The sequence below is a fragment of the Nostoc foliaceum FACHB-393 genome (genome assembly GCF_014698505.1).
Lineage (GTDB): Bacteria > Cyanobacteriota > Cyanobacteriia > Cyanobacteriales > Nostocaceae > Nostoc > Nostoc foliaceum_A.
This window is the reverse complement of sequence record NZ_JACJTD010000013.1, coordinates 32,174-54,516: the sequence shown is the minus strand read 5'-3', so window position 1 is coordinate 54,516 and position 22,343 is coordinate 32,174. Positions and strand designations below refer to the sequence as shown.

Here is a 22,343-nt window from a genome sequence, read left to right as displayed (position 1 = left end):
ACTGCCAAGGAGCATAAAAACCATATTTACCGACATAATAGATCAAAACTATTGTTAAAATCCAAATAATTTTAAGTTAAGATTCACACCCAATTCCTATGAGAGAAACTGTCCTAGAGGTTCGCAATCTACAAGTTGAATTTCCCAGTGATGGCAACACTGTCAGAGCTTTGGATGGTATTTCCTTTGGCTTGCATCGAGGTGAAACTCTAGGAATAGTAGGAGAATCGGGGAGTGGTAAATCAGTGACAGCCCTAGCTGTGATGGGTTTGTTGCAAACTCCCGGTATAGTTACTGGCGGTGAAATCTGGTTTCGTCCGCAGGAGAATGCCAATGCCATCGATTTGGTAAAATTGCCTCCTGAGCAAATGCAGCTACACCGGGGTGGCGACATCGCCATGATTTTTCAAGAACCGATGAGTTCGCTAAATCCGGTTTATAACATCGGGTTTCAGCTAACAGAAGCGATTATGCGGCATCAAAATGTGTCAGCAGCCCAAGCACGACAAATTGCGATCGCAGGTCTACAAGAGGTTAAACTTCTCGCTAGCGATGAGGAGATCCAGCAGCAGTATATCGAAACTTGGCATCAAACCAACAGCAATTCATCGAAACCAGAACCATCAAAGTTGTCCCAGTTGGTTAAAGAACACAAAGAAGCCATGCTGGAACGCTACCCTCATGAACTTTCTGGGGGTCAGTTGCAACGGGTGATGATTGCAATGGCAATTTCTTGCAACCCGTTAATTTTAATTGCTGATGAACCAACTACAGCCTTGGATGTGACGGTGCAAGCGACAATTTTAGATTTGTTGCGGCAATTGCAGCAAAGCCGTGACATGGCAATGATTTTCATCACTCACGACTTGGGGCTAATTTCGGAAATTGCTGACCAAGTAGCGGTGATGTATAGAGGTAAAGTTGTCGAATCTGGTACTGCGGAGCAAATTTTCAGCAGTCCCCAGCATCCATATACTAAAGGTTTAATAGCTTGTCGCCCCACACTCAACCGCCGTCCCCAAAAATTACTCACCGTTTCTGATTACATGAGTGCAGAAGAGACAGCAACGGGACAAGTAGTAATTCAAGCCAAAGAACCCACACAACCGACAGAAGTCACCACTGAAGAGATTGCTGCAAGATTAGCAAACTTCAATGAGAAGGAACCTTTGCTGCAAATCCGCAACCTGAAAGTTGGTTTTCCAGTGCGCGGGGTGTTTGGTGGGACAAAACGCTACAATATGGCAGTTAATGGCGTTTCCTTTGATGTCAAACCAGGGGAAACACTAGGTTTGGTGGGGGAATCTGGTTGCGGTAAAACCACCCTTGGCAGAACTTTGCTGCGATTAATTGAACCGATGAGTGGTCAGATTATCTTTGAGAAACAAGATATTACAAGCCTCAAAGGAGAACCGTTGCAAAAACTGCGGCGGGAAATGCAAATAGTCTTCCAAAACCCTTTCAGTTCCCTCGATCCCCGCATGAAGGTTGGGGACGCGGTGATGCAACCATTGTTAATTCACGCCGTTGGTAAAACAAAGCAACAACGACGAGTGCGAGTAGCCGAACTTTTAGAACGGGTGGGTTTGAGTGCAGATGCGATGAACCGCTATCCTCATCAGTTTTCTGGCGGTCAACGCCAGCGAATTTGCATAGCCCGTTCTTTGGCATTAAATCCTAAGTTTATCATCTGCGATGAATCAGTTTCAGCGCTGGATGTTTCCGTACAGGCGCAGGTATTAAATCTTCTCAAAGAATTACAGTCAGATTTTCAGCTTACTTATATCTTTATTTCTCATGATTTAAGTGTGGTGAAATTTATGAGCGATCGCATTTTAGTCATGAATCGCGGTCAAATTGTTGAAGAAGGGACAGCCGAAAGCATTTACCAAGAACCCAAAGAGGAATATACGCAAAAATTAATTGCTGCGATTCCTACTGGTAGTGCTGAACGTGTGCGAAGTCGTCATCTAAGGGCTTTATAGAAAACCTTCAGGTTTAACAGATATTTGTGCAAACAAAGTTAATTACATCTGCAAGTCCTAACTGAGTTTTTAAATTAGTAAAAATAAAAGGTTTATCACCGCGCATTTTTTTAGCATCTCGTTCCATCACACTTAAATCTGCACCAACATAGGGTGCAAGATCAGTTTTGTTAATTACCAACAAATCAGATTTAGTAATACCGGGGCCACCTTTGCGGGGAATTTTATCGCCTGCTGCAACATCGATGACGTAAATTGTTAAATCCACCAATTCGGGACTAAAGGTAGCAGCTAAATTATCGCCGCCACTTTCTAAAAATACTAAATCCAAATCGAGAAAACGTTCCTCGAACTGTTCAATTGCGGCCAAATTCATCGAAGCATCTTCGCGGATAGCAGTATGGGGACAACCACCAGTCTCTACACCCAAAATGCGATCGCTTGCCAACGCCTGAGAACGCACTAAAAACTGAGCATCCTCCTGAGTATAAATATCATTTGTCACCACCGCAATCTCATACTGCTCACGCAATCCCTTACACAAAGCATCAACTAAAGCCGTTTTCCCCGAACCCACTGGCCCAGCAACTCCCACTCGAAATGCATTCATAACTCCTAACTCCTAACTCCTGTACAGACGCGATTAATCGCGTCTCTCCTAACTCCTAAACAACCTTGTATACTGCGTTTCATGCTGCATACTCGCCAGCGACAAACCCCAACTACAACAGGCGAGTTGATCATCCTCCAACGCAAGAATTTCCAATGCCGCAGCACTAATTAATGGTTGTAAATCTAGCAATAACTGCTGTCCTGCGGTTTGTCCAAGGGGGATAAGTTTCACACCAGCAGTAATCAAATTACTTGCCCAACTATGCAGATATCCGAGTAATCCGGCTTTAATACTGATTTGCCAATGGGCAATGGCAATGCCAAAAGCGATCGCATAATTGCAAGGATTACCTATAGCATTGACAATAGGCGCAATCTGTGGTTCTAGTTTACCAAGTAATTGGATGAGCGATCGCCCCATCTGCCAACTAGAGGCGCGTAACTCTTCTGTTTCCCTAGCAGCGGATAACCACAGATTCCAACGACATAGCGACTCTACATCATGCATTTTGGCAGCTTGCTGCGATCGTACCATTACCGCCGCTTCTAGCCGAATTGCCCCGTAGAGTAACTCTGCTTTTAACCAATCTTTGAGATGTGTGTGGTTAGCGATCGTACCATTTTCCACCAGCATTTCCAAGCCTTCAGAATAGCTATATGCTCCCACAGGTAAAGCGGGGCTAGCCAGTTGTAAAATACTCAAAAGATGGCTATCAGTGAGCATGATGGTGTTGTCCATAAGCTCCCAATTCTGGCTGAAACGGTAAAATTTCTTCTTTAACTTCTAACCCCAATTGTTTCAACATTGTGTGTAAAACCGAATCTGAGGACAAGCGTAAATAAGTCGGGGTAATTTCTACAGGTACATGGCGATTTCCGAGATGGTATGCCGCCCGTAGTAATAAAAGTGGTGTTTGGGCAAAGGCAGTCAGCACTAGTTCTGGTTTGGCAGTAATTCTGATTAAACTGCTATGGGTTTCTTCTTGGAGAATATCACCATCATGTAAAACAGTTCCCCTGGGTAAATGTAGAAACACAACCTTGCTATCTTCTGTTTCAAAGCGATGACGGCTGCGGGTACGTTCTTCTGCTGTCAGCGCCAGAGTAAAGGTGACTGCGGCATCAGGATTAGGTGGTTTAAGTTGGGTAAATGTCAGCATAAGAGTTTTGCCTGGACTTCCACTTTTCATTATGATTTGAGTGTGAACACCAATTAGCACAGGGCTTCTGAAAGCTGTGTAGTGAAAAAATCACCCCTCCGTTTTCACCGTCAACACCTGCGGCGGCGTAGAATCTGGAGGATACAAAAAGTCCACCTGTACTTCTCGCTTCCCACCCGCCAACATCTTCAGCGTCACCAATGGTTCACCCCTTTGTCCCCGACGCTGTACCAAATGCACATAGCGCGTCTTTTCCACACCATTATCATCGATATAACGCACCCGCACCGTTCCCCGAAAGAATATTTGTTCTACACCTGGCTTTAAAAACAGCAGTCTATCTGTTCCTCCTTCATCCTTAATAGGAGTCTGGATTGATACATTTACAACCTGAGTTTGATTGGTAATATTTCTGAGGGGTAAAGTCAGATTATATTCAACACCATAGTTACTGTGAGCAAAGTACGCCGTATCAGGATAGCGTTTTAACATCGGTGCGCTTTGAATTTGTCCAGTGCTAAGAGTAATTAAATGTACAGTTCCCAAAGGATAAGAAAACGCCTTTCCTGGTTGGGGTATCGTTAACTCAGACACATTAAGATTATCCGTAAGCTGTGTTTGCCATTGCGTTCCTTGGGAGACACCAGCGACGCGACTAAATACTGTTGGTTCTCTGGGAGGGTCGAGAGGTGTTGGAATGGGGTCACGCTTTCCTGCTAAATTGGCTGTATCCAGAAGCTTTTGCCACTCGGCTAAGGTGGGTGAAATATTACTATTTTTAACTAAATTTGCGAGATAAACTGGGCTACTACTTGCCAAGCGCATCATCGTAGTGCGACCGTTAGAAGCAGGAGCCTGTACAGGAATGGGTAAATTCGCTAGGATTTGCGTTTCTTTTGGTTCTATTACCAGCTTTTGGGGAAAAATCCCTTGGCGAACTCCCCGCAATACATCATTCATTGTGCGATCGCCCGGCCCAGAGTAAACTGTACCTTGGGGATTTTCCACCACATCAGGTAAAGCGATAAACGGCGCTTCTCTGGTGAGATGACTAGCTGCTTGTAATACTTGCAACGTGACAGGTTCATTTCCTGGATTATGTACGATTATCCCTTGGTAAACAGTGCGGCTTTGGGCTGGTGTTTCCGCCCTGACGATATGATGAGCAAATATATCAAATCTGCCTTGAAAGGGATAATTTAAATGTGCTGACTGTACTTGTTTTCCATCTGGGGGGAAAGTTGATAGTAAAATTCCTTCAGTTGTTACCAGTTCGGGACTATTGCTGTTAAAGGTGGGAATAATATCGAGTTTTCCTGGTAAAGGGCGTACTTCTTGGGGATGTACTTCGACTCCAGCAATATATTGTGGCGGAACCGTGTAGATATTTAACGCCCGACATATCAAAGCCGCAACTTCGCCTCTAGTAGCGCTTTGCAGTGGTTTTAGCTGTTTGACATTGGGATAATTGACAACAATACTATTAATAGTCGCAGATGCGATCGCATTTTGGGCATAGTTAGGAATTTGTCCCGCGTCGTTAAAATATTGTTGTAATATCTGCATTGGGCTGGATACAAGGCTATAATTTTTCCCACCAGCTACGACACCAATGATTTGGGCGCGAGGAATTGGCTGGTTAGGCTGGAAAATCCCACCGGGATAACCAGAAAAAAATCCTTTTTGGTAAGCGGTAGAAATTGCTTTATTTGCCCAGTAATTAGCGGGTACATCTTTAAATGATGCAGCGGTGCGTTTCACTGGTGAATCAGGAAAAGCATTTAGCATTAACACTGCTGCTTCAGCGCGTGTCACAGTTGCTTCTGGGCGAAAACTACCATCAGGATAGCCTGTAATCAGTTTACGCTCTCCTAATTGCTGGACACAATTTTTTGCCCAATAGTTTTGGGTGTCAGAAAACGCTAGGGCGTTGGGAGTTGATAGAGTTAAGAGGGAGACGACGACTACTGAAGTTTTTCTGAGTAGCATTAATAAACTTTAGTATAAACTCAAACTATTAAAGCATTTTATGGATACTTGAGAAGAATCAACTTAACCTTAAAAAGGTACTTAAAAACCTCATCTGCACAAGACTTTACCCGCCTGCGCGGGTTAAAATAATTTGCTTAAGCGTCTTGTTATTTTGCTCTTACTCTTAACCCACCTCCGTAGGCTACCCTGCGGGTGACGCTCCTTCTCTGCGAGACGCTACGCGAACGTCGCTACCGCTGCGCTAACGCTGAAAGCGTTCTCGTAAGAGTAGCTGCTTTAGGTTTATGTTTTGTATAACCGCAAACTCCATTCGCCGGGGCGTAATTATCTATCTCGTTCAACTTCCATAATTTCGGTATACTCAAACTCATTCGGACTTTGTTTCACTAAAGCATATCTTTCGCCACCCAACTCAATATAATCTTGTTCGCAATCCGGCTTAGAAGAATAATATGTAAGCACATATTCTCTACCAATTCTGTCTGTCATTTCCGCTTCTACTTCACCCCGCCACTGAGTCTTAGTAACTAATACTATCAACTGATTCGCTAATTGGGGAATTGTCTTCGCAATGTGTCGTCGCGAACTTTCATCTAAACTACCAAACGGTGAATCCATGACAATTGGGAAAGTACTACTATCGGGAATCATCATCATTTTTCGCTTTTCACTCCATTCCCGTACTTTGTCAATGATGCTGGCAATAAAGGATAAACTGAGAATCTGATTTTCTCCAGTGGATGCTGCAACTGGTGCTTCTATACCTGTGGTATTTTCTACTAATGTCAGTTCATATTTATCGCTGATTTTAGGAATGTATGGAGTCACAGAAATCTCCATAAATATTTCTTGTACTCGCTTTTCTAGTTGCAGACGAAATTGTTGCTCTTGACGATTCCTAACTTCTGTTAACCGTTCGATTGCATCTTGAGTAGCGTTAATTCGCCGCTGTGCTAAAGTTTGCTTGTCTTCATTCAGCTTTTGTTTGGCGATTTGTTTGTTCAAACCTTCAATTTCAGTTGTGAGTTGAGCAATTTGCTGCTGATTTGCACCTTGTTCTCGGTTTAATTCATCAATTTTACTTTCAATTTCATCTAACCGTTTTTGCAAACTGCTAATTTCTTCATTAGCATCTTTTCGCAACCGTTCTTGAATATTGTCTAAATCACTTTCAATTTGGGATATGATTTGCCTTAACTGATTAATCCTAGTTTGTTCTCTATCAACTTCTTCCCAAAATCCTATGGCTTGTTTATCAATTTCATCTACTTGAGCGCTCATCCGAATTGCAGTTTCTTCCACCGCCGAGGAACCTGCTTTATTTAACCAAGCACTCACATGAGTATGAGAATGATTACCCTCATATAGCTCTGCACCACAAATACAGCGTTGGGAATTGAGTAAATCATTCACAAATTCCCGCGAAATCCCAGATGTTAACTCACCTCGCTGCTTCAAATCATTAATAATTCCTCGAAACTGGGATGTAGTTTCTGAGAGTAAAACTGTATACCCCCGCGCGGAAATAACTTTTTTCAGGGCTTCCTTAGTTTTTTTGTATTCTTCTTGATTTGCTGCTTTCTGCGATTCTAAATCCTGCCATCTTTCTTGCAATTCTTTCGCAGCACTCAATTCTCGTAAACGATTGCTTGTCTCTTTTTTAAAAGTTTGTTGATATTCTAACTCTTCTTTAATTTCAGTTTGCCGTTTGGTAATGCGTTCTCGCTCTTGCTCTAGCTTTTCTTGCTGTCGTAATAGTTGTTTGGTTTCAGAATCACCAATAGCTTTTAACTCATTTTCTAGAGTTTTTTTAGCATCTCCCAAATGTCTGATGGAACGGTTAATCACTTCCACACCCAAGAAGATTTTTGTAGCTTCGGCAATTTCAGCTTTTTTATCAGAACGGACTATTTCTTCAATTCGTTCGCCGTCAAAGAAAAAATATTGATGTAAAGTAGCGGGTAAAATTTGATTAATTATATCGTCTGGTTGCTGAGTTGGTATATTCCATTTGCCATCATCCGCACCAACCCACATGGTTAATTGAGTTTTGCCAGCGTCAAAATCACCTTCGTTTTTATAACCTCGACAAGCGCGTTTAACTCGATAGCGCTTACCTTCATGTTCCCAGCCAATCTCTACCCAACATTCTACAGCTTGACCTTTTTGAGTTTCTGCGATCGCACGTTTATTCACCAACTGTTCTATCGATGCAAATGCTGCACTAAATTTATCATACAATACCCACGTAAAGGCATTTAACAAGCTAGTTTTACCAGAGCCATTATTACCATGAATAATCGTCGTGTTCTGAGCATCTCCACCAGCCAGGATCATCTCTGGTGTCGTACCATAAAAGGAGCGAAAGTTGCATAGCTTGATTGAAGTCAGCTTCATCGCACCTCTTCCTTAATAATGTCCAAAATATTATCATTTATATGGGTGTTAATCTTCTTATCTAGCCTGCCTTTTTCCAGCTTCCATACCCGCTCAATGATTTGCCGTACTTCTGATGGAGCACTGGTTATTGGCTCTTGTACATCATCGATATTCGTCTCTTGTGACATATCGGATTTTGAAATATGCTTTTTCCATATTTTAACTTTCTCTAGTGTTGCAATTGCCTCCGTAAAGCCACTGTTTGCATTATCTTTAATTTTGCAAAAACTATTTTTTTAAATTTATAATTTTATTTGAAAAAATACTTTATTATTTAATCGCTCTCTGTTATTATTAATAGTAATAATCTAGATCATAATGGGATGTAAGTGAAATTTTTAACGCGGCTTACATCCCATTATGATCTAATTCATAATTTTATTATTTCATATTTAATGCTTCTTTTTTCAAATCTCGAAAAATTTTACAAAAACATACAACTATTCTCTGGTTCATGATCAAATATCTAATAAACCATATCGCTTTTGTAAATCAAGTAACTTCATTCTTGCAACGCCTGCATTATCAGCCAAATCAGCAAACTCTACAAAGCGGCGCAATTCCTTTTTTAACAGATTACGCTCAACTTCTATAGTTTCTCTATCTAAATCTGGTGGTAAAACAATCATGTCAAATATAGTGGCGCGTTCTTTACCAGGATGAGGGCGTAAAACTCGCCCCCGCCGCTGAATAAATTGCCGAGGATTTCCAGAACTTGATAAAATCACCGCAGTTTGAATTGCCGGAATATCGACACCTTCATCTAAACAACGAATTGCCACTAAACCCTGTAATTCACCACTTTCAAATTGATGACGTAATAGTTCTCTTTCTTGTAAAGTAGTTTGGGCTGTATAGGTACTTACCTTGTACCCCAAATCCACCCCCAGAATTTTAGCAACAGCTTTAAGTTGGCGTAGGGATGAACGTTGTCCCGTATCTTGGGAACCATCACTACAATAAAAAAGTGTATGAGTAGTTTCGCGGCGAGTTGCCATTAAATCCCGTAAAGCATTTAATTTATTTTCTGCTGCACCAATTAATCTTGCTCTTTGCATCAATAAAGGCTTTAAATCTTCATTGTCTTCAAAGTTTCCCGTTTCGCCATTTTCTCGATCTCGATAAAGTAGCGATCGCCCAATTCTTTTAGTTAACTTTAAATAAGCAATGCTTTCTGCTTCAGTTAACTCTACCAACACCGGATAATACAGATAATGCACCAAAGCACCTTGAGCGATCGCATCCCTTAAAGTAAACTCTGGCTGGAGAACTGGGCCAAAATAATCAAATAAAGATTGCGTGCCAAAATCATCAAAATACCTTTCCGGTGTGGCAGATAAAGCTAGTCTCAACCCCACACTGCGCGGTAAACTTTCTTCTAACTTGGGTGCGCCTAAATTATGTGCCTCATCACCAATAATTAAAGTTTTGGCGGGGAAATATTTGAGTTGAGACTGAAACCCATCTCCAATTAAAGTGGAGTTCGTAGTAATTACAGTAATAAACCGTTGAGAACCAGAACGCAGATTATAAATTTGGGTAGAAAGTTGACTTTGCCAAGTGCGTAAATTCTCAAAGGCTAAAATGGGTTGCAAATTAAACTTTTCGCATTCTCGCGCCCATTGGGTAACGAGATGACGGTAGGGACATACCACCAACAGAACTTGTAAATTAATCTGCTGATATAATTCGCAAGCGATCGCTAGTGCGGTAATGGTTTTACCACTACCAGTAGCCATTTTCAGCGTCCCTCTGCCATTGTTGGTAAACCAGCTAGCGATCGCTTCTCGCTGATATTGCCGTAATTGCAGAGACGGAGGCATTCTTGGGCATCCTGGTAATGGTTGCGAAGTGTGATAACTGCCCTTACTTTCCCTTGCAAATGGCAATTTTAATCGGAAAGCGGGCAGTTGCTGCACTGAATTTTGCGTCAGGTACATAAAATGTTAAGCACAAAGGTAGTCATGAACCCTAATTAATGGGCATTGGGTATTGATTATCTCTCCCCCACTCCCCATTTTCTATTACTCAGTTGTAACCCCTCCAAACACCGATGAGAGAACCTTGTACCTGCACTTGTATGGCGCTGACTTCAATGGGATTGTACTTAGAATTTGCTGGTTTGAGGGTAACGCGATCGCCTTGGCGATAAAAACGTTTTAATGTGGTACCAAATCCATCTACTCTGGCGGCGACAATAGTGCCGTTTTTTAAATGATTTGGTTCTGCTACTGGACGCAGGAATACGACATCGCCATCAGCAATTAAGTCTTCAATCATGCTATCGCCAGCAACGCGCAAAGCGTAGGTTTGGGGAGGTAACGAGATATTAGAAAAGTCTAAATGATCTACAGCATCAGTAAAGGGTTCTATTAAACCACCAGCAGCGATTGTCCCCAAAATTGGTACACCTTGCTTAACAGGACGCAAAATCCGAATCGTTCGTGCTTGACCTTCAGTCCATTCTATATATCCTTTAGTGCGTAAATGTTCCAAGCGACTTTGAATTGGTGCTGGTGACTTCAAGTTCATCGCTTGCATCATTTGCCGAATTGAAGGCGAATGCTGGTGCGATCTGATGTATTCTGCCAACCATTCGTAAAGTTCTTGTTGAGCTTCAGTTAGACGTTCCATAAAGAAAGCCGGAAGTAATTATAAATGTCTCTAGAACATTAGTACTACAAAAAACTCCCCATAACAAGAGAAAAGTAAAAATATGAAAGGCAAAAGAAAAATAATTCTCTTTTCTTTTACCCATTTATTTTGGATTTTTTACCAGGAAGTAGTTAGGAGCCAATCGCACATTCGCTATTTTGACTCCTAACTCCTAACTCCTAACTTCTTTCATTCTGCCCCTAAGATACTGGCAAGCAAAGCCTTTTGGGCGTGTAAGCGATTTTCTGCTTGTTCCCAAACTCGTGATTGAGAACCTTCAATAACAGATCCGGTAATTTCTTCACCACGGTGGGCTGGTAAGCAGTGTAAAACAATTGCCTCTGGGTCAGCAAGACTTAATAGCTGCTCTGAAATTTGGTAAGGCTGGAAAATTGGCATTCGGTTGTCTGCTTCTGCTTCTTGCCCCATACTTGCCCAAACATCAGTGTAAAGTACAGCAGAACCCTTAGCTGCTAATTCAGGATCATGAGTGACAAGGACTTCCGTTTTGTTATTAGCGATCGCTCTTGCTTGTTCTACAATCTGAGAATCTGGCTCATATCCGCTAGGAGTGGCAATTCTGACATTCATCCCCACTAAAGCACAGCCCAACATCAGAGAATTAGCCATATTATTCCCATCACCCACGTAGGTTAAAGTTAAGCCAGCAAGGGTATTAAAGCTTTCTTTAATCGTTAATAAATCCGCTAAGACTTGACAGGGGTGTTCTGCATCAGTAAGCGCATTAATCACCGGAATCTTGGCATAGTGAGCAAAAGTTTCCAGATCCTGCTGTGCAAAAGTGCGAATTGCCAAAATATCCAGATATCGGTCTAACACCCGCGCCGTATCCTGCAAAGGTTCCCCGCGACTAACTTGAGTGACATTGGGGTTGAGATCGATTACCTGTCCACCCAGTTGGTACATCGCCACAGTAAAACTTACCCGTGTGCGAGTTGAAGCTTTGGAGAACAACAACCCCAAAACTTTATTACACTGCAACTTCAGTTGTTGTGATTTAAGTTGAGTTGCCAATTGCAGAAGTTCTTGAACTTCCATTGGACTGAAGTCCGCTAGACTTAATAAATCTCGTCCGAGCAATGCTGCCATGCTTGTGATCTGTAAAAAATAATTATATATTTCTGTTCCTTTATTCAGCCGTGTCAAGAAAATACACTTTTAGAACTGTACACAATATTTTTGCGTCCAGCCCAGGATTTGAGTTAGCTTTTGCCATGAATATCAATTTATCAACATAATTTTTTTCTGTTTCGTCACAATTGCAACGCCAACGCTCCCATCTAAGGGCATAAAAGCAGCGTTATTGCCAAAATCTCAGGTCTTTGAGCCTAATTTCTGAAGAGGCAGATATTTTTTAGCAATTACAGGTAGACAAATAAATTAATTATGGTACAATCATAAATTGTGGTTGCTATTTAAAAGCAATGCCTACAGTAGGCTACACCTACGCCAAAGTTGCCAGCATAGCACAGTGGTAGTGCATCCGACTTGTAATCGGAAGGTCGCGAGTTCAAATCCCGCTGCTGGCTTTAACGTAAAATCCCCCAAATCTGGGGGATTTTTGGCTATAGATTACACGAGTTTATGTTTTAGTATCTAAACTATGGCGGTTCCCGCATGGATCAGGTACGGAAAAAATAATTAACCACAGATAAGCACAGATACTCGTAGGGACAACCGCTTGTAAAAGTGTGGGAGTATGTGACTTAGGGACTTCCAGAAATTAAATTATCCAATTTCTGGACTTCACTACGACTATCCCTCCCCCTGCTCCCTGCTCCCTGCCTCTATAGCGATGGTATATTTTTTTATTTGGAAGTCCCTTAATAATCTTTACCTTCCCTCGTCCCTTATCCGAGAGTGGTGACAACCTAAAATTTTGTTTCAAACCGCTAAAGTCCGATTGGGGAATAGGGGTTTTATGTCATGATGGCAAAGTAGAACACATATGCTTTTCTAATTACAGGGAATCTCACATGGCTCTCCGTCTAGGTGACACAGTACCCAACTTTACGCAAGCCTCAACACACGGCGACATCGATTTTTACGAATGGGCAGGTGACAGCTGGGTTGTGCTGTTCTCTCACCCTGCTGATTTTACACCTGTTTGCACAACAGAACTTGGCACAGTTGCCAAGCTAAAACCAGAATTTGACAAGCGCAATGTCAAAGCGATCGCACTCAGTGTTGATGATGTTGAATCCCACAAAGGCTGGGTGGGAGACATCGAAGAAACTCAAAGCACCACCCTCAACTACCCAATTTTGGCGGATGCGGATCGCAAGGTTTCTGATCTTTACGACATGATCCACCCCAATGCTAATGCGGCTTTGACAGTGCGATCGGTTTTCGTAATTGACCCCAATAAGAAACTCCGCCTGAGTTTCACATATCCCCCCAGCACGGGACGCAACTTTGATGAAATTTTGCGGGTGATTGATTCTCTGCAATTGACTGATAATTACAGCGTAGCGACACCAGCTGACTGGAAAGATGGAGACGATTGTGTAATTGTCCCCTCACTCAAAGATCCAGAAGTACTCAAAGAGAAATTCCCCAAAGGCTACCAGGAAGTCAAACCCTATCTGCGGCTAACTCCTCAGCCTAACAAGTAAATCTGAAAATGATTTCGGATAAAAAGCAAAGACGCAATGTTATAACATTGCGTCTTTGTTTATTTGAGTCAATGCAGAAGTTTGCTTGCGCCTAGTTTGTTGAACATTGGTTAGTATATTCACCAATCGACGTATACGGCTTTTCAGTAACTATCAAAGCTGAAGTTGATCGGTGAGATTGTATCTATTGCTAGATTTGGATTTCTGCACCAAAGTCAAGATTGCTTGTTCAACCCTTTCCTCACCACCCAAAATGGTTCCAACTTCTGTCATCGCTGTACTGGAAAGGGGAATCGTCTGACGGAAATGTTGTACTAATACCGCCTTAGTCAAAGCAGTACAGCCTTGAAAACCGTGTAATAAAGGCATGATTCCCGTCACCCACAGTTTGACTTTGCTTGAGGGGATTAACTACAACAGATGTACTTGTAACGCTAATAATCGCCATTAAATATCCTCCTCTGGATACAGCGGTTCCCACTCAGATACGGTACAACATTAGATACCCTAAGTGTAGGGGCACGGCAGTGCCGTGCCCCTACGGGTGTACCTCACGTAAACGAGAATCGCTATAATAGCCTCCTTCAAATAGTTCTTTGCCGCACATGTTGCCCATTAAGCCCTTGTTTAATCCAACTCAGACATTCGTATTCAGATTTGAATAATTTTGGAGCTGCAATATTATTCAATAACTCTGGTGGATAATGGTCATAAAAGAATTTGTCTCTTTCTTGGAAAATGATAATTAAATTGTTTCGGTAAATGTAGCGAGACTTAAAACTATCCCCTCGATGAACAAACTCTGAATTTTTATCTAGATGTTCTTTAGCAATATCAACGATATTACTAACGCTACTTCCATAAATTTCTGCTGGGTTTTCTGCTTTATGAAATTGGCTTTTATTACCAATTTCAGATAGTAATTTATACGAATAAATTTCGTAATTATCAACTTTTCCAAAAACAAATGGAATGATGAGATATCCTTTGTATGAGACTGAATTTTCGTAAAGAAGACGACTCATCTCAACCTCCTCGGTGTAACTGCGTTCAAAAAATGCGCTTAAATCACATACACACTAAAATTGAATACTTTTCTGTTAAATATATTTATGAATCACTTAAACCCTTATCGCCATTTAACAAAGAGGGCTATTACTCCTTTAGCTAAAAAGAAAGGAATATCAAGCTTTAACAAAAAAGTATCGCAACACTAATTATCGCTCTTTTTTTTAAATCTAAGCATTAGATATCTGATAAAAGTCAAAAACTTATAAACTTCATTCTCTGGGACTACTCCCCCCTGTTCCTTATGCCCTGCTTTTCAAGACCATAAACTGAGTTGAGTGGGGGGATGCTCAAGGTTATTCCAAGGTAGGGGTGGAATTGGTGTATCACTCTGTTCTAATAGCTCTTGGAAGTGACGGGCTATGCTGGGCGATCGCGCTTCTATTGGACAATGGACAAAGAAATAAATTCGTACTCCCGTCTGCAACCATTGCTGAATCTGCCTTACCCATTCTTCCATAAACGGCTGATTCACTAATAAATTTGGATGAGAAATAAACCGAATCAGAGTAAAAGGTGCTGTCACACTCAATTGCAACGGTAATTTGGGTTTACGCCGTTCCGATTGCAACTGCGGGTCATCATCTCCAGTGTAAATAGGGCGCGAGTCTAATAGTACCCGTCCCACACCTAGCTTTTCTAAAAGCGCCGTTAAATTACTAGCATGGGGTTCTCTGAACCAGTCAGGATGCCGAACTTCTAATGCTAGGGGCGCTTCTGTGCGCGGCCAAGCTTCCAAAAAGTTGGTCAAATCGTCCAGCAATACAGGTGCATAACTGGGTGGTAACTGGGCAAACATCGGGCCAAGACGTTTACCTAAAGGACGCATCCCTTCCAGAAATTTTAATGCAGCCGGAATATAAGGTTGTAGCAATCCTTGATGGGTAATATCTCGCGGTAATTTTAGACAAAATTCAAAACCTGCTGGTGTTTCGGCAGCCCAACGGGTTACAGTTTCTTGGTTAGGCACGGCATAAAAGGTGGTGTTACCTTCTACGGTGGTGAAGCGACGACTGTAAAGATGCAGAAAATCAGCTGTGCGAGTGCCTTGGGGATAGAGTTCGCCCACCCAACCTTTATATGCCCAAACAGCACAACCGATAAAAAAGTTCACAGTGCCTGCCTAAAAGCCTTGAGGTATCATATTCAATTTTACAGGCAGGTTGTAGGGATAGATGAAGCTAGGTCAGATTCCCGACTTCTGAAGATACTGCTCAATATGCTTGATTGTTTACTCAAGCTGTTTACGTGAGTACATCCGTAGGGGCACGGCAGTGCCGTGCCCCTACACCTCGTCTTACTTAATGTTGTACCGCATGTGAATGGGAACCGCTATATCAATATAGATAGTGTTAAAAATCGATTCACAATCTGTAAAGTATTTTCGATAATTCAGCCATCTTGCATTTCTTCTGAGTACAAAATACTTGCTTACCCTAAAACGGCACTGGCAATGATGAGGTTATTGTAAAACGATCGCATCTAGGACGCGCTACGCCTACGCGCAATTTAACTGCATACTAAAGCGTTTTTAGCGATACAGGTAATATTTCACAGCTTTGTGCCAAATCTTTAATTAAGTTTTGAATCTGCGAGTTATCAAAACTTTGCAGATTAAATTTATACAAACCTCATTGATAATTTGCGTACTAACAAGTAGGTTCTCTTGACTTGTAACCTTTGTGGCTATTTAATGATAATCTTTGTAAAGCATATTGAATTTCTCTTGTCAATGCGTAAATTCTGCAAAATTTATTTTTACTTTTTGAATTTTCAATAGGAGAGTAATAAGGATTTGGCAAAGATGCAGTAATCTTACTGCTCCCAATGAATATTTATCGTAAGATTAGAGACATTTCAGAGCAGATATTTTATACTAATGAATCGCTTTTCTCAGAAAATAACTAATTCTCAAGAGAGCATTTCACAGCAAACTCAACTTGGTCAGATGTGTGGTTCCAAAAGGCTATTTCGCGATCGCTATGAAATATTGCAAATTTTGGGTAGAGGTGGTTTTGGCATCACATTTTTAGCCAAAAATGCCGTATTACCTGGGAATCCCCTGTGTGTCATTAAACAGCTTTGTCCGAAAGTAACTAGCCCCCAAAGTTGGCAAAAGGCGTGTACGCGCTTTGAAAAAGAAGCAAGAACTTTGGGTCAACTCGGTAGCCATTCGCAAATTCCCATGCTATTAGACTACTTTCAGGCGAATGGGGAGTTTTTTTTAATTCAAGAATACGTACCGGGTTTGACTTTGGCACGAGAAATGCGGCAAACTGGGCCCAAAAGTGAAGGCTCAGTTAAACAGTTTTTGCAGGAATTATTACCTGTATTACAGTATCTTCATAAACATCATGTGATTCATCGGGATATTAAGCCCCAGAATTTATTGCGCTGTGAGTATGACGGGCGGGTAGTGCTGATTGATTTTGGTGCGGTGAAAGAGCAATTAGTTAATGCTTGTGAAAACTCAATCAATCAAACTGCAAACACCAACTTTATCGGAACTAGAGGATTTGCACCACCAGAACAGTTTTCTCTACGTCCAGTTTATGCCAGTGATATTTATGCACTGGGTGTAACTTGTATTTATATGTTGACTGCTAAAAGTCCTTTAGAATTTGACTACGACGCAAATACTGGTGAGATATGCTGGCAAAAAGAGGTAAATATTAGCGATAGTTTCGCCCAGATTTTAGGAAAAATGGTGAAAATTACGTTAAATGATCGGTTTAAGACTGCCGATGAAGTGATGAAAGCTTTAAGTAACGAAAGCTATTTGCCTACTTTGGCTAACTGTCTAACTACCCAAAAATTAAATAATAAAAGTATTGCACAACACGGAAATTCCTCCGAAACTCCTGATGTATACATACCACCTGTCGCCAGGACTGCTAGTGCTATTCGTAAATGGAGAGCAAGGCTCAAGTAAGCAAGTTCGCACAGTTAATTTGAAGCCCTTTTTACCTAACGTATAAAATGAATAATTAATTATGGCGATTTAAAATAGCTAAAACAAATTTAGTAAGCATTTTAACTACATTTCATAATCGGTGATGGTTAATTAATCAGGGTTTCTCTCTAATACTTAGTCAGTTATTGGTTGACAATATACAAGCAAAATTACTAGGTTTAAAAGTTTAGAAAAATTTTTTATTCAGATTACTATATAATCGAAAGAATAATTAATCTTATGGCTCTCGTAGTTTTCCACAAATAAGGAAGACTGACTACTATTTACAAACGCTAACTATATTAAGTAATTCCCCAATCCCCAGAACAGGGTTGTCTACCACAAGTAAGCGAGAGCTAATTTTTTTAAGGGAAAGTTCGGGGCAAACTTAGCCTAAGTTGTCATGCAGTCGCGCCTGTCAGATCATGATCTGCTGCTTAAATCCCGATTGCTCAAATCCCCTGAATCCCAATGGAAAGAAGTTTTGCCAAAGTTGTAGCACCCCATTGGTGTCACTTTTAAGAAATCGTTTCCGTGTCATCCGAGTCCTTTCAGATGAGGGGGGATTTGGCAGAACCTATCTATCAGAAGATGTAGATAAACTCAATGAACGCTGTGTTATCAAGCAATTAGCTCCAAAATTCCAAGGAACTTGGTCGCAAAAAAAGGCGATGGAGTTGTTTGCGGAAGAAGCGCAGCGACTACAAGACCTTGGTGAACATCCCCAAATTCCGACTTTGCTAGCTTACTTTGAGCAAGACGGCTGCCTATATTTAGTGCAGCAGTTTATCAATGGAGAAAATTTATTAAAGGAGTTGCAGCAACGCAAGGCGTATAACGCTAGGGAAATTCAATCTATTTTGCTAGATTTACTGCCCATCCTGAAATTTATCCACGATCGCAAAGTTATTCATCGGGATATCAAACCAGAAAATATTATCCGTCATAAAAGTGATGGGCGATTAAGTCTGATTGATTTTGGTTCCTCAAAGCAATTTACAGCCAGAGTTCAGCAAAAATCTGGCACATCCATTGGTTCACATGGTTATTCTCCCCTGGAACAGATTAGAGATGGTAAAGCTTTTCCCGCCAGTGACTTGTTCGGTTTGGGGGCTACCTGCTTTCATCTACTAACGGGAAATTCTCCTTTTCAGTTATGGATGGAATCTGGGTACGCCTGGGTGAGTAATTGGCGGGAATATTTGCGGAGTCCATTAAATCCTGAATTGGATTTTGTCATCGACAAGCTTTTGAAAAAAGACATCCATGAACGTTACCAATCAGCCGATGAAGTCCTCAGAGACTTGACTCCAAAACAACTCCTGGCACTACCACCTGCGGGTAAGTCATCTGGGAAAATACCCGCAACTCAAGCCCCATATTTACCAAAAACTTATCCCTTACTGAGAACATTAGTTTTGGTAAGTGCTTTTATTCTGTTGTTCGGATTCCAAGAATCTTGGTATAAACATTTTCGCCGGATTCAGACTACTTTGGTCTCTAGGCTGAGTCAGCACAATAATTCTGGCAAAAATGAGGCGGTTTTAGTTCAACCACCAAAGATTACTTTGGGGAACGTTTCCTTAGCGAACACCCTTCAGGGACATGAAAACTCGGTTTTATCCGTCACCATCAGCCCCGATGGTAAAACAATTGCTAGCAGTGGCGACGATCGCACAATTAAACTTTGGAATCTAGCAACCGGAAAAGCAATCTCTTCACTCAACGCCTATTCTCAGCAGGTGAATACTGTGATGATTAGCCCAGATGGCAAAACTTTGGTTAGTGGTAATGATGACAGCACTATCAAAATCTGGAATCTAGCAACCGGAAAACAAATTCGCACTCTTACAGGGCATTCTGACTCAGTTCATGCCCTAGCCATCAGCGCTGATAGCCAGACCCTAGTTACTGGTAGTGATGACAACACCATTAAAATCTGGGATTTAGTAACAGGAGAGCAAATTCGGACACTGGTAGGGCATACATTCTGGGTGCGATCGATAGCCATGAGCCAGGATGGCGTGATTCTTGCCAGTGGCAGTTTTGATAAGACGATCAAAATCTGGAATCTAACAAAAGGGTATTCAATCCGTACACTGGAGGGAAATTCTCAAACAGTAACAGCCGTAGCTATCAGCCCAGATGGTAAAATTTTAGCCAGTGCTAGCCGCGATGCCTACGACAGGCTACGCCTACGCTCCATTAAACTTTGGAATCTAGTTACGGGAAAAGAAATTCGCACACTAGTGGGACATGGAAACACTGTCACAACCGTAGCCTTCAGTGCTGATGGTAAAATTATTGCTAGTGGTAGCCGCGATCGCACTATCAAACTATGGAATTCAGCCACAGGAGAGGAAATTCTCACATTGCCGGGGCACACTAACACCGTGACATCCGTTACCTTCAGTCCTGATGACAAAACCCTTGTCAGCGGTAGTGAGGACAATACTATTAAGATTTGGCGCTTGTCTCAGTGAGTAGGGATTGGGATAGTTCATCAAATCACAAATCCTCAATTGCGATAAACTGTCTCAAGTGAGGAGGGGTGAAAATGAGCAGCGCCACAACCCATCGCCGCGATCGCAGGTTTGGCATTAAAATACCTAAGCTATTTTCAGGTTGGCAGCAAGTCTTTGGAGAAGCACGCACCCGAATTTTGCTCTGGTACTTGCTGATTTTGGGGATAACCTTTCTCATCGCCATTCCCGCATTTCGCTACCAGCTCTACCAGCGCATTGATGAGCGCGTCCGTCAAGATATGTTACAAGACATGGTGGCTTTGGATGCGTTAATGAAAGGTGAAATTTTTGCTCCAGAGGATGCACTCACTGAGGACGACCCAGAAGACATAGTGATTGGGCCAGAGCAATTGAAATGGTTGCTGGCTGGCAAAAAACAAATTGCTCCTCCAGCTTCCAAAGAAGATTTGATCAGACTTTTCAGAGCTTATCTGTTGTATCGACTACCAGAGGATGACTCTTACTTCATCACCTTTGTTGATGGAGAATTTTATAAATCTAGTCCGAGAGCGCGTCCCAAATCACTTGCCAAGGATTCACAGCTCATGAAGCGGTGGGCAAAACAAACCAAACCAGAGCAGGGAGAAAAAGAATTTTCTGACCCTGATCTTAGTAAAATTCTTTATATTGTAGAACCAATTAAAATTAATGGAGAAATTCAGGGTGTCTTCGTTATTGCCCATACTACAGATGGTGAGCGGGCAGAAGCTCTAGAAGCAGTTTCGGTAATTATTGAGGTTTCTAGTTTAGTATTTGTGGTATCGTTCATCTTGGCGTGGTTGGCGGCGGGACGGGTTCTAGCTCCCCTAAGGGCGATTACCACAACTGCCCATGCAATTAGTGAGTCAGATTTAACCCAGCGCTTACCTGCGCGAGGTAAGGGAGAACTGGCAGAACTAGCAACGACATTCAACGAAATGATGGACAGACTAGAGGCAGCTTTTGCCACCCAGCGGGAATTTGTCAACGATGCTGGGCATGAATTGCGGACTCCGATTACCATCATTCGCGGACATCTGGAACTGATGGGAGATGACCCCCAAGAGCAACAGGAAACCTTGGCGCTGGTCATAGGAGAATTAGACCGGATGAGCCGTCTAGTCGATGACATGATTTTGTTGGCAAAGGCAGAACGCTTAGACTTTTTGCAGTTGGCAACGGTGAATGTAGCAGACTTAACCCAAGAGTTATTTGTCAAAGCCCAGGCACTAGCAGAGCGCGATTGGCAAATAGATGCGGTGGCAAAGGGTCAGATTATAGTTGATCGCCAAAGAATTACTGAGGCTATGATCAATCTGGCGCAGAATGCTACTCAGCATACTTCAAAGAGTGATACTATCTCCATAGGTTCTGCGATCGCGAAAGGAAAGGTACGTTTCTGGATACGCGATACAGGCGAAGGCATTCCCCTTGTTGATCAAAAACGGATTTTTGAACGTTTTGCTCGAACTTCTAACAGTCGCCGTCGTTCCGAGGGTGCGGGATTGGGACTGTCAATTGTCCGAGCGATCGCCGAGGCGCACGGTGGACAGGTATTGCTTCGGAGTCAACTAGGAAAAGGTTCGATGTTTACCATCGTTTTACCCCTCGATCCACCGCAGGAAATGAGTGCATATGCCCAACATTCTCATCGCTGAAGATGAACCCCGGATTGCCTCATTTATTGAGAAAGGATTGCGATCGCAAGGATTTACAACCGCAGTTGTTGCCGATGGACTGCATGTGCTGGACATAGCACAGAGTGGAACTTTTGACTTACTAATTTTGGATTTGGGTTTGCCTGGAAAAGATGGATTTCAGGTACTAGAAGAACTGCGGGGCCAGGGAGAAGATTTACCTGTAATTATCCTCTCGGCTCGGAGTGATATTCACGATAAAGTCGCTGGACTAGAAGGGGGCGCAGATGATTATGTCACCAAACCCTTCCGATTTGAAGAACTTCTGGCGCGGGTAAGGTTGCGTTTGCGAACTGCTAGACCTGTGAAAGATGCCCAAGAGTTTGTCCTGAAAGCTGGTAACGTAGTACTTGATCTGCGAACTCGACAGGTGAAAGTAGGCGATCGCTTGATAGAATTACCTGCTCGTGAATTTACAATGGCAGAAATGTTTTGCCGTCATCCTGGACAGGTTATTAGTCGAGAACAACTGCTAGATTACGTTTGGGGCTACGACTATAACCCAGGTTCTAATATTGTTGATGTATATGTCGGTTATCTCCGCAAAAAACTAGGCAGCAACGTCATTGAAACCGTTAGAGGGATGGGTTATCGCTTGCGAACATAATTGTTTAGTACTTACCCAAGTGCTAATAGAACTTT

At 42.1% G+C, this 22,343-nt stretch carries 17 protein-coding genes, 1 tRNA gene and 1 pseudogene; 7 read left to right on the top strand and 12 right to left on the bottom strand.

Features of this window, described 5'->3' with window-relative positions; translation table 11 throughout:
• Positions 1-98 precede the first annotated feature (98 nt).
• On the top strand, positions 99-1,985 hold the full coding sequence (locus tag H6G92_RS13220; protein WP_190894138.1) for an ABC transporter ATP-binding protein: 1,887 nt from the start codon (positions 99-101) through the stop codon (positions 1,983-1,985).
• A gap of 13 nt (positions 1,986-1,998) precedes the next feature.
• On the opposite strand, the gene ureG is transcribed toward H6G92_RS13220, so the two are convergent.
• From ureG to argF, 9 genes are all read right to left on the bottom strand, one after another.
• Entirely contained in the window at positions 1,999-2,595 is a 597-nt protein-coding gene (ureG, locus tag H6G92_RS13215; RefSeq protein WP_190894137.1) for an urease accessory protein UreG, read from the bottom strand.
• A gap of 48 nt (positions 2,596-2,643) precedes the next feature.
• The gene (locus H6G92_RS13210; protein WP_190894136.1) at positions 2,644-3,336 is read right to left on the bottom strand and encodes an urease accessory protein UreF; all 693 of its coding nucleotides are present in this window, start codon (positions 3,334-3,336) and stop codon (positions 2,644-2,646) included.
• Positions 3,311-3,757, bottom strand: a complete 447-nt coding sequence (gene ureE, locus H6G92_RS13205; protein WP_190894135.1) for an urease accessory protein UreE — start codon at positions 3,755-3,757, stop codon at positions 3,311-3,313. The genes H6G92_RS13210 and ureE overlap by 26 nt, the downstream gene beginning before the upstream one ends.
• A 90-nt stretch (positions 3,758-3,847) precedes the next feature.
• Positions 3,848-5,746, bottom strand: coding sequence for a DUF3370 family protein (locus H6G92_RS13200; protein ID WP_190894134.1), 1,899 nt, complete (start codon positions 5,744-5,746; stop codon positions 3,848-3,850).
• A 327-nt stretch (positions 5,747-6,073) separates the two neighbouring features.
• Positions 6,074-8,146 carry an AAA family ATPase gene (locus H6G92_RS13195; RefSeq protein WP_190894133.1) on the bottom strand — a complete coding sequence of 691 codons (2,073 nt, stop codon included), beginning with the start codon at positions 8,144-8,146 and terminating at the stop codon, positions 6,074-6,076.
• Positions 8,143-8,316: a hypothetical protein gene (locus tag H6G92_RS13190; protein ID WP_190894132.1), complete on the bottom strand. Its 174-nt coding sequence runs from the start codon at positions 8,314-8,316 to the stop codon at positions 8,143-8,145. The genes H6G92_RS13195 and H6G92_RS13190 overlap by 4 nt, the downstream gene beginning before the upstream one ends.
• Before the next feature lie 330 nt (positions 8,317-8,646).
• On the bottom strand, positions 8,647-10,128 hold the full coding sequence (locus H6G92_RS13185; protein WP_190894131.1) for a DNA phosphorothioation system restriction enzyme: 1,482 nt from the start codon (positions 10,126-10,128) through the stop codon (positions 8,647-8,649).
• Between the two features lie 88 nt (positions 10,129-10,216).
• On the bottom strand, positions 10,217-10,822 hold the full coding sequence (lexA, locus tag H6G92_RS13180; RefSeq protein ID WP_190894130.1) for a transcriptional repressor LexA: 606 nt from the start codon (positions 10,820-10,822) through the stop codon (positions 10,217-10,219).
• Between the two features lie 210 nt (positions 10,823-11,032).
• The gene (argF, locus tag H6G92_RS13175; protein ID WP_190894129.1) at positions 11,033-11,953 is read right to left on the bottom strand and encodes an ornithine carbamoyltransferase; all 921 of its coding nucleotides are present in this window, start codon (positions 11,951-11,953) and stop codon (positions 11,033-11,035) included.
• Between the two features lie 368 nt (positions 11,954-12,321).
• On the opposite strand from argF, the gene H6G92_RS13170 reads away from it, so the two are divergent.
• Both H6G92_RS13170 and H6G92_RS13165 read left to right on the top strand, forming a co-directional pair.
• Positions 12,322-12,393: transfer RNA gene (locus H6G92_RS13170), tRNA-Thr, on the top strand.
• A 447-nt stretch (positions 12,394-12,840) separates the two neighbouring features.
• Positions 12,841-13,479: a peroxiredoxin gene (locus tag H6G92_RS13165; RefSeq protein ID WP_190894128.1), complete on the top strand. Its 639-nt coding sequence runs from the start codon at positions 12,841-12,843 to the stop codon at positions 13,477-13,479.
• Positions 13,480-13,674: 195 nt separating this feature from the next.
• On the opposite strand, the pseudogene H6G92_RS13160 reads toward H6G92_RS13165, so the two are convergent.
• The 3 genes and pseudogenes from H6G92_RS13160 to H6G92_RS13150 form a co-directional block, all read right to left on the bottom strand.
• Positions 13,675-13,927 (bottom strand): annotated as a pseudogene (locus tag H6G92_RS13160) (nitrogenase component 1); the annotation flags it as partial.
• Between the two features lie 136 nt (positions 13,928-14,063).
• The gene (locus H6G92_RS13155) at positions 14,064-14,504 is read right to left on the bottom strand and encodes a hypothetical protein (RefSeq protein ID WP_190894127.1); all 441 of its coding nucleotides are present in this window, start codon (positions 14,502-14,504) and stop codon (positions 14,064-14,066) included.
• Positions 14,505-14,803: 299 nt separating this feature from the next.
• Complete coding sequence (locus H6G92_RS13150; RefSeq protein WP_190894126.1) at positions 14,804-15,661, bottom strand: DUF72 domain-containing protein; 858 nt, start codon at positions 15,659-15,661, stop codon at positions 14,804-14,806.
• 765 nt (positions 15,662-16,426) lie between these two features.
• Between H6G92_RS13150 and H6G92_RS13145 the strand changes: the two genes are divergently transcribed.
• The 4 genes from H6G92_RS13145 to H6G92_RS13130 all read left to right on the top strand — a co-directional run bounded on the left by H6G92_RS13145 (position 16,427) and on the right by H6G92_RS13130 (position 22,308).
• On the top strand, positions 16,427-17,479 hold the full coding sequence (locus H6G92_RS13145; protein ID WP_190894125.1) for a serine/threonine-protein kinase: 1,053 nt from the start codon (positions 16,427-16,429) through the stop codon (positions 17,477-17,479).
• A 446-nt stretch (positions 17,480-17,925) separates the two neighbouring features.
• The gene (locus tag H6G92_RS13140; protein ID WP_190894124.1) at positions 17,926-19,983 is read left to right on the top strand and encodes a serine/threonine-protein kinase; all 2,058 of its coding nucleotides are present in this window, start codon (positions 17,926-17,928) and stop codon (positions 19,981-19,983) included.
• 74 nt (positions 19,984-20,057) lie between these two features.
• Positions 20,058-21,662: a sensor histidine kinase gene (locus tag H6G92_RS13135; protein ID WP_190894123.1), complete on the top strand. Its 1,605-nt coding sequence runs from the start codon at positions 20,058-20,060 to the stop codon at positions 21,660-21,662.
• Positions 21,640-22,308: a response regulator transcription factor gene (locus H6G92_RS13130; RefSeq protein ID WP_190894122.1), complete on the top strand. Its 669-nt coding sequence runs from the start codon at positions 21,640-21,642 to the stop codon at positions 22,306-22,308. Before H6G92_RS13135 ends, H6G92_RS13130 begins: the two co-directional genes overlap by 23 nt.
• Positions 22,309-22,343: the final 35 nt, after the last annotated feature.